The sequence below is a fragment of the Cellulosimicrobium funkei genome (genome assembly GCF_900155925.1).
Classification (GTDB): domain Bacteria; phylum Actinomycetota; class Actinomycetes; order Actinomycetales; family Cellulomonadaceae; genus Cellulosimicrobium; species Cellulosimicrobium funkei.
This window is the reverse complement of the sequence record NZ_FTMI01000007.1, coordinates 37,888-52,563: the sequence shown is the minus strand read 5'-3', so window position 1 is coordinate 52,563 and position 14,676 is coordinate 37,888. Positions and strand designations below refer to the sequence as shown.

Sequence of the window (14,676 nt, the reverse complement as noted above, 5' to 3'; positions counted from 1 at the left end):
CGGGGCGGGTCCGACCTCACGGGTCGGGCCCGCCCCGCCCGGGCCCCACGACCATGGACAATGGACCCGTGACGGTGCACAACCTGCAGATCACCGCGTCGGCCCCCGACCCGGCGCTCCTCGACCTGCCCTGGGACGTCCCGCTCGAGGAATGGCCGGCGGAGACGCTCGCCGCCCTCCCCCGCGGCATCTCGCGGCACATCGTGCGGTTCGTCCGCCTCTCCGGGCGGGTGATCGCGATCAAGGAGATCGGCGAGACGGTCGCGTACCGCGAGTACGAGCTGCTGCGGCAGCTCCGCCGGCTCGAGGTGCCGAGCGTCGTCCCGGTGGGCGTCATCACCGGACGCCAGGACGCGAACGGCGAGCGGCTCGAGGCCGTGCTCATCACCGAGCACCTCCAGTTCTCGCTCCCCTACCGCGCGCTGTTCAGCCAGTCGCTGCGGCCGGACACGGCCACGCGCCTCATCGACGCGCTCGCCGTCCTCCTCGTGCGCCTGCACCTCGTGGGCTTCTACTGGGGCGACGTGTCGCTGTCGAACACGCTGTTCCGGCGCGACGCGGAGACGTTCGCCGCCTTCCTCGTGGACGCCGAGACGGGTGACCTGCACCGCGAGCTCTCCCCCGGCCAGCGCTCGTACGACGTCGACCTCGCGCGCACGAACATCATCGGCGAGCTCATGGACCTCGCCGCCGGCGAGCTGCTCGACGAGGACGTGGACGAGGTCGCGATCGGCGACGCGCTCGTCGCGCGCTACGAGGAGCTGTGGGAGGCGCTGACGACGTCCGAGTCGTTCGACGCGAACGAGCGGTGGCGCGTCGCGGCCCGCATCGAGCACCTCAACAACCTCGGGTTCGACGTCGACGAGCTCGCGATCACGACCGACATCGACGGCACGACCGTGCAGATCCAGCCGAAGGTCGTGGACGCGGGGCACCACTCGCGACGCCTGCTGCGCCTCACCGGCCTCGACGTGCAGGAGAACCAGGCCCGCCGTCTGCTCAACGACCTGGACTCGTTCCGCGCGGCGGCCGAGCGGCAGAACGACGACGAGGAGTTCGTCGCGCACGACTGGCTGAGCGGCGTGTTCGAGCCCACGATCCAGGCCGTGCCGCGGAACCTGCGCCGCAAGCTCGAGCCGGCGCAGCTCTTCCACGAGATCCTCGACCACCGCTGGTTCATCTCGGAGCGCGCCGGTCGCGACGTGCCGATGGCGGAGGCGACGCAGTCGTACGTGGAGAACGTCCTGCGCCACCGCCCGGACGAGAAGGCGATCCTCGGCCTCGCGCCGGGCGAGAAGGACCCCGAGTACTACGGCTGACGGACGCGCGTCGCCCCGCCGTCCGAGGACCGGCGGGGCGACGCGTGACGGTGAGTGCTGCCGGGCGCGCCGGCGTCAGGCCTCGCGCCGCAGGCGCGCGACCTCGTAGAGCGAGATGCCCGTCGCGACGGCGGCGTTGAGCGACTCCGTGTCCGACCCGATGGGAATGGACGCGACGACGTCGCACGCCTCGCGCACGAGGCGGGACAGGCCCTTGCCCTCCGACCCCGCGACGACGACGAGCGGCTCGGTGGCGAGCTCGAGGTCGCCGATCGCCGTGGTGCCGCCCGCGTCGAGCCCGACGACGAAGCACCCCGCCTTCTTCAGCTCACCGAGCGCGCGCACGAGGTTGGTCGCCCGGGCGACCGGGACGCGCGCGGCGGCACCCGCCGAGACCTTCCACGCGGACGCGGTGACGCCCGCGGCGCGGCGCTCGGGCACGAGGACGCCGTGCGCGCCGAACGCGCCCGCGGAGCGGAGCACCGCGCCGAGGTTGCGCGGGTCCGTGACGCCGTCGAGCGCGACGACGAGCGGCGGCCGCCCCGACTCCTCGGCGGCGTCGAGCAGGTCGTCGACGTCCGCGTACTCGTACGGCGGGACCTTGATCGCGACGCCCTGGTGCACGGCCCCGTCGGTGAGACGGTCGAGCTCGGGCTTGCCCACCTCGAGGAGGTCGTAGCCGCGGCCCGCGACGATGTCGACGATCTCGCGCGTGCGGTCGTCGGCGTCGAGGCGCGACGCGAGGTAGACCACCTCGACGGGGATGCGCGCGCGCAGCGCCTCCAGGACCGAGTTGCGACCCGCGACGACCTCCTGGACCGACCCGCGGCCCTTGGGGCCGCCACCGCGCGAGGCCCCGCCGCGCGACGTGCCGGCACGCTCGGTGCCGCGCGCCGGGCCGCCGCGCCCGGTCGCGCGCTTCTCGTCGGCCACCTTGCGCTTGTGCGCCGCGTGGTAGACGCGGTCCTCGGCCTTCGGGGTCGGCCCGCGGCCCTCGAGGCCCTTGCGCCGCTGCCCGCCCGAGCCGACGGTCGCGCCCTTCTTGCTTCCGGGCTTGCGGGTCGCGCCGCGTCGTTGTGAGTTGCCAGCCATGGTGCACCGATCGTGTCGTCGTTCAGGTCAGTTCAGGTCAGTCCACGTCGGGTTCGGCGCCCGGCGTGCGTGTCTCGCTCCTGGGTCCAGTGTCCCCCAGACACCCCGCCGAGGGGGAACCGTGGTCGTCACCAGGGTTCTCCCGCGCGCTACCAGAGCTCTACCTCGCGTTACCGGAGCTCTATCTCGTGCTACCGGAGCTCTGTCTCGTGCGCCGGCGGGTGGCTCCCGGCCGTCGTCCGGCGGGCGTCAGGCGAGGGTCCAGCGCGCGCCGTCGGCCGAGTCCTCGACCGCGACGCCTGCCGCGGCGAGCCGGTCGCGGATCGCGTCGGCCGTCGCGAAGTCCCGCGACGCGCGCGCCTCGGCCCGCGCCGCGAGCTCCGCGCCCACCACGGCGTCGAGCACCGCCGCGTAGCGCGAGTCGCCGCGGTCGGCCCACTGCGCGTCGCCCGGGTCGAGCCCGAGCACGTCGAGCATCGCGCGCACCGCCACGAGGTGGTGGCGCGCGACGGCGTCCGCGGCCGTCGTCCGGTCCGCGAGCGCCGCGTTGCCCGCGCGCAGGTGCTCGTGCACGACGGCCAGCGCCGCCGGCACGTTGAGGTCGTCGTCCATCGCCGCGGTGAAGGCGGTCGGGAGCTCGGCGTCGCGCACGTCGTCGACCCCGCCGACCCGCTCGGTCGCCCGCTCGACGAAGCCCGCCAGCCGCTCCCACGTCGCCTCGGCCTCGACGACCGTGGCGGGCGTCCACTCGAGCATCGAGCGGTACTGCACGGACGCGAGCGCGTAGCGCAGCACGGCGGGGCTCGTGGTCGCGAGGACCTCGCGCACGAGCAGCCCGTTGCCGAGCGACTTGCTCATCTTGGCGCCGCCCTGCGTGACCCACGCGCTGTGCAGCCAGTGCTGCGCGAACCCGTAGCCCGCGGCGCGCGACTGGGCCTGCTCGTTCTCGTGGTGGGGGAAGCGCAGGTCGAGGCCGCCCCCGTGGAGGTCGAACGTGTCGCCGAGGTAGCGGCGCGCCATGGCGGAGCACTCGAGGTGCCAGCCCGGACGGCCGCGCCCGAACGGCGTGTCCCACGACGCGGTCTCCGGCTCGCCCGGCTTGGGGGCCTTCCAGAGCGCGAAGTCGCGCGGGTCGCGCTTGGCGGCGGCCTCCTCGGCGTCGGCGGGGACGTCGTCGGGCACGGGGTTGAGGTCCTCGAGGCGCTGGTTGGTGAGCGCGCCGTACTCGGGCCAGGACCGCACGTCGAACCACACGTCGCCGGGGCCGGTGGTGTAGGCGTGGCCGCGCTCGACGAGGCGCTGCATGAGCTCGACCATGTCCGGGACGTGGCCCGTCGCGCGCGGCTCGTACGTGGGGGGCAGCACGCCCAGGGCGTCGTACGCGGCGGTGAACGCGCGCTCGTACGTCGCGGCCCAGGCCCACCAGGGCTCGCCCGCGTCGGCGGACTTCGCGAGGATCTTGTCGTCGATGTCGGTGACGTTGCGGATGAGCGTCACCCGCGCGCCGCCGCGCCGGAGCCAGCGCACGAGGACGTCGAACGCGACGGCCGAGCGCATGTGCCCGATGTGGGGGGCGGCCTGGACGGTGGCGCCGCACAGGTAGATGCCGACCTCGCCCGGGGTCAGGGGGACGAAGTCGCGCACGTCCCGCGTGGCGGTGTCGAACAGGCGAAGGGTCACGCCGCAAGGGTACCGGGGACGCACCGTCGCGGCCGAAGCGACGCCGGGGCGTCGTCCGGCCCGTCCTCGCCGCGTCAGCCGAAGCTCTTGCCCTCGCCGCGGTACGTCGGGACCACGTCGACGACCTCGTCGCCGCGCACGAGGTGCACGCGGTCGAACCGCTCCATGGCCTCGCCGGCCTTGCCGTGGCGGAACCAGACGCGGTCTCCCACGCCCAGGTCGGGCGCCCCGGCGCCGCGCGACCGGTGCAGCGGCGTCTGCACCTCGCCCGCACCCTCGCGGCCCGTGAGCGACCATCCCGGCGTCACGACGCGCGGCAGCCGGCTGCGGGTCGCCGGGCCGGACGCGACGTACCCGCCGCCGAACGCCGTCGCCCAGCCCGGGCCCGGGACGCGCACGACGTCGAGGCCGAAGAACGCCGACGGCCGAGGCCGGAACGCGCGGTACTCGTCGAACAGGCCCGGGACGTACAGGCCCGACCCGGCCGTCACCTCGGTCACGACCGCGTCGGCGGACGACGTCTCGAGCGACCCCGTGCCGCCCGAGTTCACGAGCTCGAGGTCGTGCCCGACGACGTCCCGCACCGCCGCGACGACCTCGCCGCGCCGCTCGCCCAGCTCGAGCACCGAGAGCCGCTTGACCGCGCGGACGGCGAGGCTGGAGTCCGGCATCCCGGCGACCTGCGCCTCGTAGAACATGAGGCCCCGCAGCGCGAGACCGGGCGTCGAGACGACCCGGGCGGCGAGCGACGCGACGTCGCGCGCACCGTGCAGGGGCGAGCGGCGCGTGCCCAGGTGGACCGTCACGAGACCGAGGCCCACGCGCAGCGACGCGTCCACGTCGAGGCACACCCGCACGGGCGGCTCGTCCCCGGTGCCGGTCTCGGCGAGCGCGTGGCGCACGAGCTCCAGGTGCGCGGCGTCGTCGACCATGAGCGTGACCTCGCGCCGGCCGGCCTCGTGGCGGGCGAGCGCCGCGAGCGCCCCGCGGTCGACCGACGGGTAGCCCACGAGGACGTCGTGGACGCCCGACTCGACGAGCCACAGCGCCTCGCGCACCGAGTACGCCATGACGCCCTGGAAGCCCCGCTCGCCCGCACGCGCGACGAGGGAGCGCACCCGCACGGACTTCGACGCGACCCGCACGGGGACGCCGCCCGCGCGCGCGAGCAGCTCGTCGGCGTTGGCGTCGAACCGGTCGAGGTCGACGACGGCGAGCGGGCCGTCGAGCGTCGCGGTCGCGCGGGTCAGGCGGGCCAGGAGCGACGGTGTCGCGCCCCGCTCGTCACGGTCCTGCGGGCCCGCGCCCTGGTCCGCCCCCGATGCCGTGTGGGTCGTCATGGGGAGAACGTACGCCACCCGTCGGGCGTGAGACAGTACGACCTGTGAGCAGCGACGACGCCCTCTCCTGGACCAACTGGGCCCGCACGGCCTCCGCGACGCCGCGCCGTCGGGCCTCGCCGCGCGACGAGGCGGAGCTGGGCGGCCTCGTCGCCCGCGCCGCGGCGGAGGGGATGCCCGTCCGCGCGGTGGGCGCCGGACACTCGTTCACCCCGGCCGCCGTGACGGACGGCCTGCTGCTCGACCTCGACCGGCTGAGCCTCGTCGAGCGCATCGCACGCGGCGGGGCGGACGGCACCGACGGCGACGCGATCCTCGTGACCGTCGGGGCGGGCATCCGCCTGCACCGGCTCAACGAGGCCCTCGCCGCCGCGGGGCTCGCGATGCGCAACCTCGGCGACATCGACAGGCAGTCGGTCGCGGGCGCGATCTCGACCGGCACGCACGGCACCGGGGCACGCCTCGGCGGCCTCGCGACGCAGGTGCGCGGCGTCCGCGTGGTCGGGGCCGACGGCGAGGTGCGCGAGGCGTCGCCCGGGCACGAGCCGGGCCTGTTCGAGGTCAGCCGGCTCGGGCTGGGGGTCACGGGCATCCTGTCCGCCGTGACGCTCGAGGTGGTCCCGGCGTTCCTCCTGCGCGCGCAGGAGGAGCCGTGGCCGCTCGACCGCGTGCTCGAGCGGCTCGGCACGCCAGACGACCCCGACGGGCTCGTCGGCGGCAACGACCACTTCGAGTTCTACTGGTTCCCCCACACCCGCCGGGCGCTGACCAAGCGCAACAACCGCCTCGCGCCCGACGAGGAGGCCGTCGAGCTCGAGCGGCTGCGCACCACGGGCCCCGGGCCGGTCGCGCGGGCGCGCACGTGGGTCGACGAGGAGCTCCTGTCGAACGGCGCGTTCGAGCTCGTGAACCGGCTCGCGACCGCGGTCCCGCGCGTCACGCCGCGCCTCAACGCGGTCTCCGCGCGGGCGCTCGCGCCGCGTACGTACGTCGCGCCGTCGCACCACGTGTTCGTCACGTCGCGCCGCGTCCGGTTCCGCGAGATGGAGTACGCCGTGCCGCGCGAGCACCTCGTCGACGTGCTGTCGAGCATCGACGCGTGGCTCGACCGGTCCGGCGAGCACGTGCCGTTCCCCGTCGAGGTCCGGTTCGCGGCGCCCGACGACGTGTGGCTCTCCACGGCCCACGGGCGCGAGACCGCCTACGTCGCCGTGCACCAGTACGCGCGCCTGCCGCACGAGCGGTACTTCGACGCCGTCGAGCGCATCGTCGCCGAGGTGGGTGGCCGCCCGCACTGGGGCAAGATGCACGGCCTGGCGGCGGACCGGTTCCGGGAGCTCTACCCGCGGTTCGACGACGCCGTCGCCGTCCGCGACGCGACGGACCCCGAGGGCGTGTTCGCGAACGGCTACACCGACCGCGTGCTCGGCCCGGCCCCGGCCGCGCGGCGCTGACCGGCGACGTCCCGGACCCGTCAGGGGACGGGACGTCGTCCGCCCGTCAGGGGACGGGCTCGGGACCGTGCTCCCGCACCGGCGAGCCGTCGGGCCGCACCATCATCGACAGCACGTACTCGGCGAGCGCGTGGAAGCTGCGGACCGCCGTCTCGTCGTCCTGCTCGACGAGCCACGCGATCTCGATCCCGTCGATGTACCCCGCGACGACCCGGGACAGGAACCCCATGTCCATCGTGTAGCTGACGTTCCCCCGCTCGGCCACGTTCTCGAGGAACCCGCGCGTCATCGCCCAGGTCTGCTCGAGGTGCGTGTGCGCGACGGAGCGCAGCGCGCGGCTGCGCACGCCCGCCGTCGCGAACTCGAAGGTGAGGAGCCGCATGTGACGACGCGGCGTCAGCCCGCTCCACAGGCCGTCGGCGGCGGCGTGGGCGAGCGCCACGACGTCGCCCTCGACGTCGAGGGCGGACCGGACGGGCTCGGAGGCCACGAGCGCGAGGCTGTTGCCCATCGCCTGGAGGAGCTCGTCCTTGTCCTCGAAGCAGTAGTGCACGACGCCGAGCGAGACCCCGGCCTCGGCCGCGACGCCGCGGATGGTCACGGCCTCGACGCCCTCGCGGACGGCGATGGTCATCGCGGCGTCGACGAGCTGGGCTCGGCGTTCCTCGACGGACATTCGGTTCATGTGCGATTCATCCCATGTGTCGTTCTTGGGAAAGTCAAACACATCGATGCGCTTCCAGCGATCGTAGAGGCAGGTGGCGGGCCTGGCACGCCGGACGGGAGCGGGCGAGAATGACGAGCCGGACCAGCCCCGGCCCCACCCCCGACGAAGGACTCTCGTGCCCCGACCGCGCCTGCCCCGCTCCCCCTGGACGCTCGCCCTCACGGCGACCGTCGCGCTCGCCCTCGCGGGCTGCGGCGGGCCCGAGGACGCCTCGGGCGGCACGGAGCCGGTCGTGCACGACGTCCCCGAGATCCCGGTCCAGGTGACCGCGCCCCCGGGCTGGGAGCGCGGCACCCGCGACGGCGCGTTCCTGCTGCGCGCGCCGAGCGGCACCGGTTCCGAGGACTTCCGGGCGAACGTCGTCGTCACCGGCAAGCAGTCGGCGCAGACCGTCGACGAGGCGGGCGCCGCGACGACGGCGGCGGTCGCCTCGATCCCCGGCTGGGTGCCCGATCCCGACGGGCAGGGCCCCACGACCCTCGCCGGGCTGCCCGCCTACCGCGTGGCCGGGACGTACGACGCCGCGGGCACCGCCGTCGCGCAGGAGATCGTGGCCGTGCGGACGGGCGACGGGCCGGACGCGTGGGTCGTCGACCTCACGGCGTCGTACGCCGTCGACGACGCCGACGGCGCCGCGCAGGCGCGCGCGATCCTCGAGAGCGTCCAGGTCGCGCCCGCGGGCTGACGTCAGGCGGGCGGCGCGACCCGGACCACGAGGGCCGTGGCGACCGCCGCGACGCCCTCGCCGCGCCCGGTGAGGCCCAGCCCGTCGGTCGTGGTCGCCGTGAGGGTCACCGGGGCGCCCGCGGCCGCCCCGAGCGCCGCCTCCGCCTCCGCGCGGCGCGGCCCGAGGCGCGGCCGGTTGCCGATCACCTGGACGGCCACGTTCCCGATCTCGAACCCCGCGGCCCGCACCCGGCGCGCGGCCTCCGCGAGCAGGCTCGCACCGCTCGCGCCCGCCCACTCGGGCGCGCTCGTGCCGAAGTTCGAGCCGAGGTCGCCCAGGCCGGTGGCCGAGAACAGCGCGTCCGCGGCGGCGTGCGCCGCGACGTCGGCGTCGGAGTGCCCGGCGAGCCCGCGCTCGCCCGGCCAGTGCAGACCGCCCAGCCACAGCGCTCGATCCTCGCCCTCGGGCGCGAAGGCGTGGACGTCCACCCCGATGCCCGTGCGCGGGAGCGCCGGGACGGGGCCCGCGGCGGCCGGTGCGGTGGTGGGCGTCTCGGCCGGTGTCCCGGTGGAGCCTGCAGGGGTGGTCATCGGTCCTCCCGGAGCGTGAGCGCCGCGACCCGGAGGTCGTGCGCGGTGGTGATCTTGGCCGCCGCGGCGTCGCCGGGCACCACGTGGACCGGGACGCCCAGCGCCTCGACCAGCCCGGCGTCGTCGGTCGCGGCGACGGACTCGTCGTCCGCGCGGTGCGCCGCTGCCGCGTGCGCGCGGGCCAGGAGCTCGCCCTCGAACCCCTGCGGGGTCTGGACGGCGCGCAGCGCGCTCCGGTCGACCGTCTCGACCACGGGCTCCGCGCCGGACGCGTCTTCCGCGCCCGCGGGGGCGACGCGCTTGATCGTGTCCGTGACGGGGAGCCCCGGCACGACGGCCCCGTGGCCCGCGCGCACGGCCGCGACGACGCGGCGGACCAGCGACGGCGGCGCGAGGGGCCGTGCGGCGTCGTGGACGAGCACGACGTCGGCGGGCACGTCGCCCTCCGAGAGGTCGCGGCCGGCCCGGAGACCGGCCGCCACGGAGGCCTGACGGGTCCCCGCGCCCTCGACCACCCGGACCGGCCGGTCGACCGCGGGGTCGTCGGCCAGGAGCGTCGCGACGTGGTCCCGCAGCCCGGGCGGCGCGGTCACGACGAGCGCGTCCACGACCCCGGACGCGCACAGCCGCCGGGCAGCGTGCGCCACGAGCGGGAGGCCGTCGAGCTCGACGAGGGCCTTGGGCAGGTCCAGCCCGAGGCGGGTCCCGGAGCCTGCGGCGGTGAGGACGGCGAGAGTCGGCACGCGCACACGCTACCGGGCACGACGACGGGGAGGGCGCCGTCCGTACGGACGGCGCCCTCCCCGGGGGTCTGTGGCGCTGACTGCGCGGGCCGCGGCCCGGGACGTCAGGAGGCGAGCACCTCGTCGAGGATCGCCTCGGCCTTGTCCTCCTCGGTGTGCTCGGCCAGCGCGAGCTCCGAGACGAGGATCTGCCGTGCCTTCGAGAGCATGCGCTTCTCGCCGGCGGACAGACCGCGGTCGGCGTCGCGGCGGGAGAGGTCGCGCACGACCTCGGCGACCTTGATCACGTCGCCCGACGCGAGCTTCTCGAGGTTCGCCTTGTACCGGCGCGACCAGTTGGTCGGCTCCTCGGTGTAGGGTGCACGAAGCACCTCGAACACGCGGTCGAGACCCTCCTGGCCGACGACGTCACGCACGCCGACGAGGTCGACGTTCTCGGCTGGGACTTCGATGGTCAGGTCGCCCTGCGCGACCTTGAGCTTGAGGTAGATCTTGTCCTCTCCGCGGATGGTGCGCGTCTTGATCTCCTCGATCAGTGCGGCTCCGTGGTGCGGGTAGACAACGGTCTCGCCTACTGTGAACGTCATCTGCAGATGTCCCCTTTCGCGGTGGTCCACCTTACCACGCGGAAGGGCGGAAATCCGAGCCCCTGCGCCCCTTGACAAGCCCGTCACCAGCACGTTCGCCCAGGTCAGAGCCGTGTCAGCGCGCCTGACGAATCTCGAGGAGGGGCCCCTTCGGCCCTTCGGGAGCGCCCCGCGGGCCCTTTCCGGACCTTCACCTCGCACGACGACCACCGTCCCGGCGCGCCCGGAGCCACGTGACGCCGCTCACGCCGCGGTCGCGAGCCGGCCGTTCCGGCCGCCCGCGCCCTCCCGACGCACTAGGCTGGGCGCGGAATCCCGTCCCCCTTCTTGCAGCCCTGGAGTGCACGTGACCCGCATCCCGACCCCCCGAGCCTCGACCCGTGCGGAGTCCCGAGCGACCGGCCGTGCGCGCGCCTGGGCCGTGCCCCTCCTGGTCGCCGGTGTGGCCCTCGCGTCCGCCTGCTCCCCCATCGAGACGAACCGCCCGTACTCCCCCTCCGACGGCCTGCGGGTCGACCTCACCAGCGAGCTGCGCGGGCTCAACCTGCTCGTCGTGAGCGCGGAGGACGGCGAGCCGGGCGCCCTCGTCGGGGCCTTCGCCAACGACTCGACGGAGGACGTGGAGTTCGACGTGACGCCCGAGGGCGGCGCGCCGGTGACGATCCCCGTCGCGGCCGGCGAGACGGTCTACCTCGGCGCCGAGGACGGCTTCGACGCGCAGATCGGCCGCGTCGACGCGGCCCCCGGCGCGATGCTGCCCGTCACGGTGAGCACGACGACGGGCGAGGAGCAGACCCTCTCCCTCCCCGTCCTCGACGGCACCCTCGAGGAGTACGCGCACCTCCTGCCGTGACCGCCCAGGTCGCGCCGGAAATCGGCTCGGCTCGTGTCACCGCCCGGCGCTAGCCTTCGCGTGCCGCCCCACCACCCTGGTCGGGGCCTCGTACCGAAGGAACCCTGGTGACCCTCCCCCGCTCCACCCGCCGGCCGCTCGTCCTCGTCGTGAGCGCCGTCGCCCTCGCCCTGACCGCGTCGGGCTGCGGCGCGATCCTCGACGAGATCTCCGGGCCCGCCGACGCCCAGCGCGACGAGCCCGGCGGCGAGGTGACCGAGGCGTCGGACGCCGACGTCTTCTCGGTCCAGGTCGGCGACTGCATCGTCTCCTCGAAGCTGGACGACGCGGACCTCGTCGAGTCCGTGCCCGTCGTGCCGTGCTCGGAGCCGCACGACGCCGAGGTCTACGCCGAGACCGAGCTCCCCGCGGGCGACTACCCCGGTGACGAGGCCGTGACCACGAGCGCCGAGGAGTTCTGCTACGGCGCGTTCGAGCCGTTCGTGGGGCTCCCCTACGAGGAGTCGGCGCACGAGTACTGGTACTTCACGCCGCGCGCGGACGGCTGGAACCGGCAGGGCGACCGCGTGGTCCAGTGCGTCCTCGACACGAACGGCACCGACGTCACGGGCTCGCTCCAGGGCAGCGCCACCTGATCCCCTGATCCGTCCCGCACGCCCGACGGCGCCCCTCCCCGCGTGGGGAGGGGCGCCGTCGGGCGTCGGGCCGGGGTCGTGACGGACGGGCTGAGGTCACCCGAAGCGGCCGGAGATGTAGTCCTCGGTGGCCTGCTGCGTGGGCGAGGAGAACATCGTCGCGGTGTCGTCCATCTCGATGAGGCGCCCGGGCTTGCCGGTGCCCGCGATGTTGAAGAACGCGGTGCGGTCGCTCACGCGCGCCGCCTGCTGCATGTTGTGCGTGACGATGACGATCGTGTACTCGTCCTTGAGCTCGGCGATGAGGTCCTCGATCGCGAGCGTGGAGATCGGGTCGAGCGCCGAGCACGGCTCGTCCATGAGGAGCACCTGGGGCTTGACGGCGATCGCGCGCGCGATGCACAGGCGCTGCTGCTGGCCGCCGGAGAGGCCCGAGCCCGGGCGGTCGAGGCGGTCCTTCACCTCGTTCCACAGGTTCGCGCCGCGCAGCGACGACTCGACGAGGTCCTCGGCGTCGGACTTCGAGATGCGCTTGTTGTTGAGCTTCACCCCCGCGAGCACGTTCTCCTTGATGGACATCGTGGGGAACGGGTTCGGCCGCTGGAAGACCATGCCGACCTGGCGGCGGACGGCGACCGGGTCGACGTCGTCGCCGTAGAGGTCGACGCCCTCCATCGCGACGGTCCCCTCGACGCGCGCGCCGGGGATCACCTCGTGCATGCGGTTGAGCGTCCGCAGGAACGTCGACTTGCCGCAGCCGGACGGGCCGATGAAGGCCGTCACGGACTGGGGTTCGATCGTCATGCCGACGTCCTGCACCGCGAGGAAGTCGCCGTAGTAGATGTTGAGGTCCTTGACGTCGATGCGCTGTGCCATCGGGGCTGTCCTGTTCTAGCGGAGGGTCTTGGGCGCGAACCAGCGGGTGACGAGTCGCCCGACGAGGTTGAGCAGCATGACGATGAGGATCAGCGTCAGGGCGGCCGCCCAGGCCCGGTCGTAGTTGATGTCGGGGAGGCACACGGCGTCGGTGACGTTGCTGCAGGGCACCAGGCCCTGGCTGTACTGCCGGTAGACGTACACCGGGAGCGTCATCATGCGGCCCTCGAAGAGGTTGCCGTTGATCGAGTCGACGACGCCGACCGTGATGAGGAGCGGCGCCGTCTCGCCGATGACGCGCGCGACGGCGAGCATGACGCCCGTCGTGATGCCGGCGATCGACGTGCGGAGCACGACCCGCACGACCGTGAGCCACTTGGGCACGCCGAGCGCGTAGGCGGCCTCGCGCAGCTCGTTCGGCACGAGCCGGAGCATCTCCTCGCACGAGCGCACGACGACCGGGATCATGAGGACGGACAGCGCGACCGAGCCGACGATGCCCATGCGCACCCCCGGCCCGAACAGCACCGCGAAGAGCGCGTACGCGAAGAGGCCCGCGACGATCGACGGGATGCCGGTCATGACGTCGACGAAGAACGTCACCGCGCGCGCGAGCGGCCCGCGCCCGTACTCGACGAGGTAGATCGCGGCGAGCAGGCCGATCGGCACCGAGATCACCGCGGCGCCGAGGGTGATGAGGAGCGTGCCGAGGATCGCGTGGTAGATGCCGCCCGCGTCCATGCCGCCGAAGACGCCGCGCATGGAGTGCGTGAGGAAGTAGACGTCGAACCGCTCCATGCCGTGCACGACGACGGTCCACGCGACGGACACGAGAGGCACCATCGCGAGGGCGAACGCGCCCCACATGAGGACCGTCATGGTGCGGTCCTTGCGGCGACGTCCGGCGTCCGCGCCGCGCAGGAGCGCACGCACGGACGCGGTGCGCTCCGGGTCCGGTGCGGAGGCCCCGCGCGCGGGGCTGGTGCTGAGGGCGCTCATCAGTTGGCTCCCGAGAAGTCCTTGCGCCGCGCGACGATCGCGCGGGCGCCCATGTTGACGAGCAGGGTGATGACGAACAGCGCGAGGCCCGTCGCGATGAGGGCGCTCACCCCGAGCGGGTTCGCCTCGGGGAAGTCCGCCGCGATGTTCGCGGCGATCGTCTGCTGCTGCCCCGCCTGCAGGATCTTGAACGAGTAGAGGAGCCCGGGCGAGAGGATCATGAGCACGGCCATCGTCTCGCCGAGCGCGCGCCCGAGGCCGAGCATCGCGGCCGAGATGACGCCCGACCGCCCGAACGGGATGACCGCGGTGCGGATCATCTCCCAGCGCGTCGCACCGAGGGCGAGCGCGGCCTCCTCGTGGAGCTTCGGCGTCTGGAGGAACACCTCGCGGCTCACGGCCGTGATGATCGGCAGGATCATCACGGCGAGCACGAGCGCGACGGTGAGCAGGACGCGACCGGTCGGCGACGCCGGGCCGGCGAAGAGCGGGAACCACCCGAGGGTGTCGGCGAGCCAGGACCACACCGGCACGACGACCGGCGGGAGGACGAGCGAGCCCCACAGGCCGTAGACGACGCTGGGGATCGCCGCGAGCAGGTCGACGACGTAGCCCAGGGTCGAGGCGAGCCGGCGGGGCGCGTAGTGGGAGATGAACAGCGCGATGCCCATCGCGACGGGTGTCGCGAGCACGAGCGAGAGCGCCGCCGCGAGCAGCGTGCCGAAGATCAGCGGCCCCACGAACGACAGCAGCGACGCGCCCTCGGGGAACCACGCGACCTGCTCGCTCAGCTCGGCCCCGCCCGCGCTGAGCGCGGGCCACGCCCGCAGCAGCAGGAAGATCGCGACCGCGGCCAGCACGGCGAGGATGAGCGCGCCGGCGCCCGTCGCGGTCCAGCGGAACGCGCGGTTCACACCACGGTCGCTGTTGCGGGCGCGGCGGCGCGAGGTGCCCGCGCGTCGCACGGGCTCGGACGAGCCGCCCGGCGCGGGGCCCGGCGTCGTGGGTGGGGCTGTGGTGGTCACTCTCGTGCTCCCGGTGTGCTGTCCTGCGGCGTACGGTCTGGTCGCGGGTCGGGGGCGACGGGGCCCGCAGGCCCCGCCGCCCCCCGGCG

The 14,676-nt window shown here is 74.4% G+C and carries 15 protein-coding genes; 5 read left to right on the top strand and 10 right to left on the bottom strand.

The window, feature by feature from the left end; all coding sequences use genetic code 11:
- Positions 1-53: 53 nt before the first annotated feature.
- On the top strand, positions 54-1,319 hold the full coding sequence (locus BXA05_RS16465; protein WP_034654006.1) for a DUF4032 domain-containing protein: 1,266 nt from the start codon (positions 54-56) through the stop codon (positions 1,317-1,319).
- A gap of 75 nt (positions 1,320-1,394) precedes the next feature.
- Here BXA05_RS16465 and rlmB read toward each other — a convergent pair whose 3' ends face one another.
- The 3 genes from rlmB to BXA05_RS16450 form a co-directional block, all read right to left on the bottom strand.
- A complete protein-coding gene (gene rlmB / locus BXA05_RS16460) occupies positions 1,395-2,411 on the bottom strand; it encodes a 23S rRNA (guanosine(2251)-2'-O)-methyltransferase RlmB (protein ID WP_034654007.1) in 1,017 nt (338 codons plus the stop codon).
- Between the two features lie 249 nt (positions 2,412-2,660).
- Positions 2,661-4,091 (bottom strand): cysteine--tRNA ligase, encoded by a 1,431-nt coding sequence (gene cysS, locus BXA05_RS16455; protein ID WP_076406166.1) that lies wholly within the window; start codon positions 4,089-4,091, stop codon positions 2,661-2,663.
- A gap of 74 nt (positions 4,092-4,165) precedes the next feature.
- A complete protein-coding gene (locus BXA05_RS16450) occupies positions 4,166-5,431 on the bottom strand; it encodes an alanine racemase (RefSeq protein WP_083711992.1) in 1,266 nt (421 codons plus the stop codon).
- A gap of 44 nt (positions 5,432-5,475) precedes the next feature.
- Here BXA05_RS16450 and BXA05_RS16445 point away from each other — a divergent pair, with 44 nt between their 5' ends.
- Entirely contained in the window at positions 5,476-6,885 is a 1,410-nt protein-coding gene (locus tag BXA05_RS16445; RefSeq protein WP_076406164.1) for an FAD-linked oxidoreductase, L-gulonolactone oxidase family, read from the top strand.
- A gap of 46 nt (positions 6,886-6,931) precedes the next feature.
- On the opposite strand, the gene BXA05_RS16440 is transcribed toward BXA05_RS16445, so the two are convergent.
- Positions 6,932-7,570, bottom strand: coding sequence for a TetR/AcrR family transcriptional regulator (locus BXA05_RS16440; RefSeq protein WP_081599891.1), 639 nt, complete (start codon positions 7,568-7,570; stop codon positions 6,932-6,934).
- A 157-nt stretch (positions 7,571-7,727) separates the two neighbouring features.
- On the opposite strand from BXA05_RS16440, the gene BXA05_RS16435 reads away from it, so the two are divergent.
- A complete protein-coding gene (locus tag BXA05_RS16435; RefSeq protein WP_076406162.1) occupies positions 7,728-8,297 on the top strand; it encodes an LpqN/LpqT family lipoprotein in 570 nt (189 codons plus the stop codon).
- A 2-nt stretch (positions 8,298-8,299) separates the two neighbouring features.
- On the opposite strand, the gene ispF is transcribed toward BXA05_RS16435, so the two are convergent.
- From ispF to BXA05_RS16420, 3 genes are all read right to left on the bottom strand, one after another.
- On the bottom strand, positions 8,300-8,869 hold the full coding sequence (gene ispF, locus BXA05_RS16430) for a 2-C-methyl-D-erythritol 2,4-cyclodiphosphate synthase (protein ID WP_083711970.1): 570 nt from the start codon (positions 8,867-8,869) through the stop codon (positions 8,300-8,302).
- Positions 8,866-9,612: a 2-C-methyl-D-erythritol 4-phosphate cytidylyltransferase gene (gene ispD, locus BXA05_RS16425; protein WP_076406334.1), complete on the bottom strand. Its 747-nt coding sequence runs from the start codon at positions 9,610-9,612 to the stop codon at positions 8,866-8,868. The genes ispF and ispD overlap by 4 nt, the downstream gene beginning before the upstream one ends.
- 104 nt (positions 9,613-9,716) lie before the next feature.
- Positions 9,717-10,199: a CarD family transcriptional regulator gene (locus BXA05_RS16420; RefSeq protein ID WP_031315710.1), complete on the bottom strand. Its 483-nt coding sequence runs from the start codon at positions 10,197-10,199 to the stop codon at positions 9,717-9,719.
- Positions 10,200-10,620: 421 nt separating this feature from the next.
- On the opposite strand from BXA05_RS16420, the gene BXA05_RS16415 reads away from it, so the two are divergent.
- Both BXA05_RS16415 and BXA05_RS16410 read left to right on the top strand, forming a co-directional pair.
- Positions 10,621-11,052: a hypothetical protein gene (locus tag BXA05_RS16415; protein ID WP_082774771.1), complete on the top strand. Its 432-nt coding sequence runs from the start codon at positions 10,621-10,623 to the stop codon at positions 11,050-11,052.
- A 107-nt stretch (positions 11,053-11,159) separates the two neighbouring features.
- A complete protein-coding gene (locus BXA05_RS16410) occupies positions 11,160-11,687 on the top strand; it encodes a septum formation family protein (protein ID WP_021481982.1) in 528 nt (175 codons plus the stop codon).
- 96 nt (positions 11,688-11,783) lie between these two features.
- Here BXA05_RS16410 and pstB read toward each other — a convergent pair whose 3' ends face one another.
- The 3 genes from pstB to pstC are packed head-to-tail and all read right to left on the bottom strand — an operon-like array spanning position 11,784 to position 14,587.
- Entirely contained in the window at positions 11,784-12,563 is a 780-nt protein-coding gene (pstB, locus tag BXA05_RS16405) for a phosphate ABC transporter ATP-binding protein PstB (protein ID WP_021481981.1), read from the bottom strand.
- A gap of 15 nt (positions 12,564-12,578) precedes the next feature.
- Positions 12,579-13,562, bottom strand: a complete 984-nt coding sequence (pstA, locus tag BXA05_RS16400) for a phosphate ABC transporter permease PstA (RefSeq protein ID WP_021481980.1) — start codon at positions 13,560-13,562, stop codon at positions 12,579-12,581.
- A complete protein-coding gene (gene pstC / locus BXA05_RS16395; protein ID WP_082774769.1) occupies positions 13,562-14,587 on the bottom strand; it encodes a phosphate ABC transporter permease subunit PstC in 1,026 nt (341 codons plus the stop codon). The genes pstA and pstC overlap by 1 nt, the downstream gene beginning before the upstream one ends.
- Positions 14,588-14,676 lie beyond the last annotated feature (89 nt).

Bases quoted from the DNA above. Each gene is read 5' to 3' on its own strand.
- BXA05_RS16465 (WP_034654006.1), top strand. From the start codon at position 54: ATGGACAATGGACCCGTGACGGTGCACAACCTGCAGATCACCGCGTCG.
- rlmB (WP_034654007.1), bottom strand. From the start codon at position 2,411: ATGGCTGGCAACTCACAACGACGCGGCGCGACCCGCAAGCCCGGAAGC.
- BXA05_RS16450 (WP_083711992.1), bottom strand. From the start codon at position 5,431: ATGACGACCCACACGGCATCGGGGGCGGACCAGGGCGCGGGCCCGCAG.
- BXA05_RS16440 (WP_081599891.1), bottom strand. From the start codon at position 7,570: ATGAACCGAATGTCCGTCGAGGAACGCCGAGCCCAGCTCGTCGACGCC.
- ispF (WP_083711970.1), bottom strand. From the start codon at position 8,869: ATGACCACCCCTGCAGGCTCCACCGGGACACCGGCCGAGACGCCCACC.
- BXA05_RS16420 (WP_031315710.1), bottom strand. From the start codon at position 10,199: ATGACGTTCACAGTAGGCGAGACCGTTGTCTACCCGCACCACGGAGCC.
- pstB (WP_021481981.1), bottom strand. From the start codon at position 12,563: ATGGCACAGCGCATCGACGTCAAGGACCTCAACATCTACTACGGCGAC.
- pstA (WP_021481980.1), bottom strand. From the start codon at position 13,562: ATGAGCGCCCTCAGCACCAGCCCCGCGCGCGGGGCCTCCGCACCGGAC.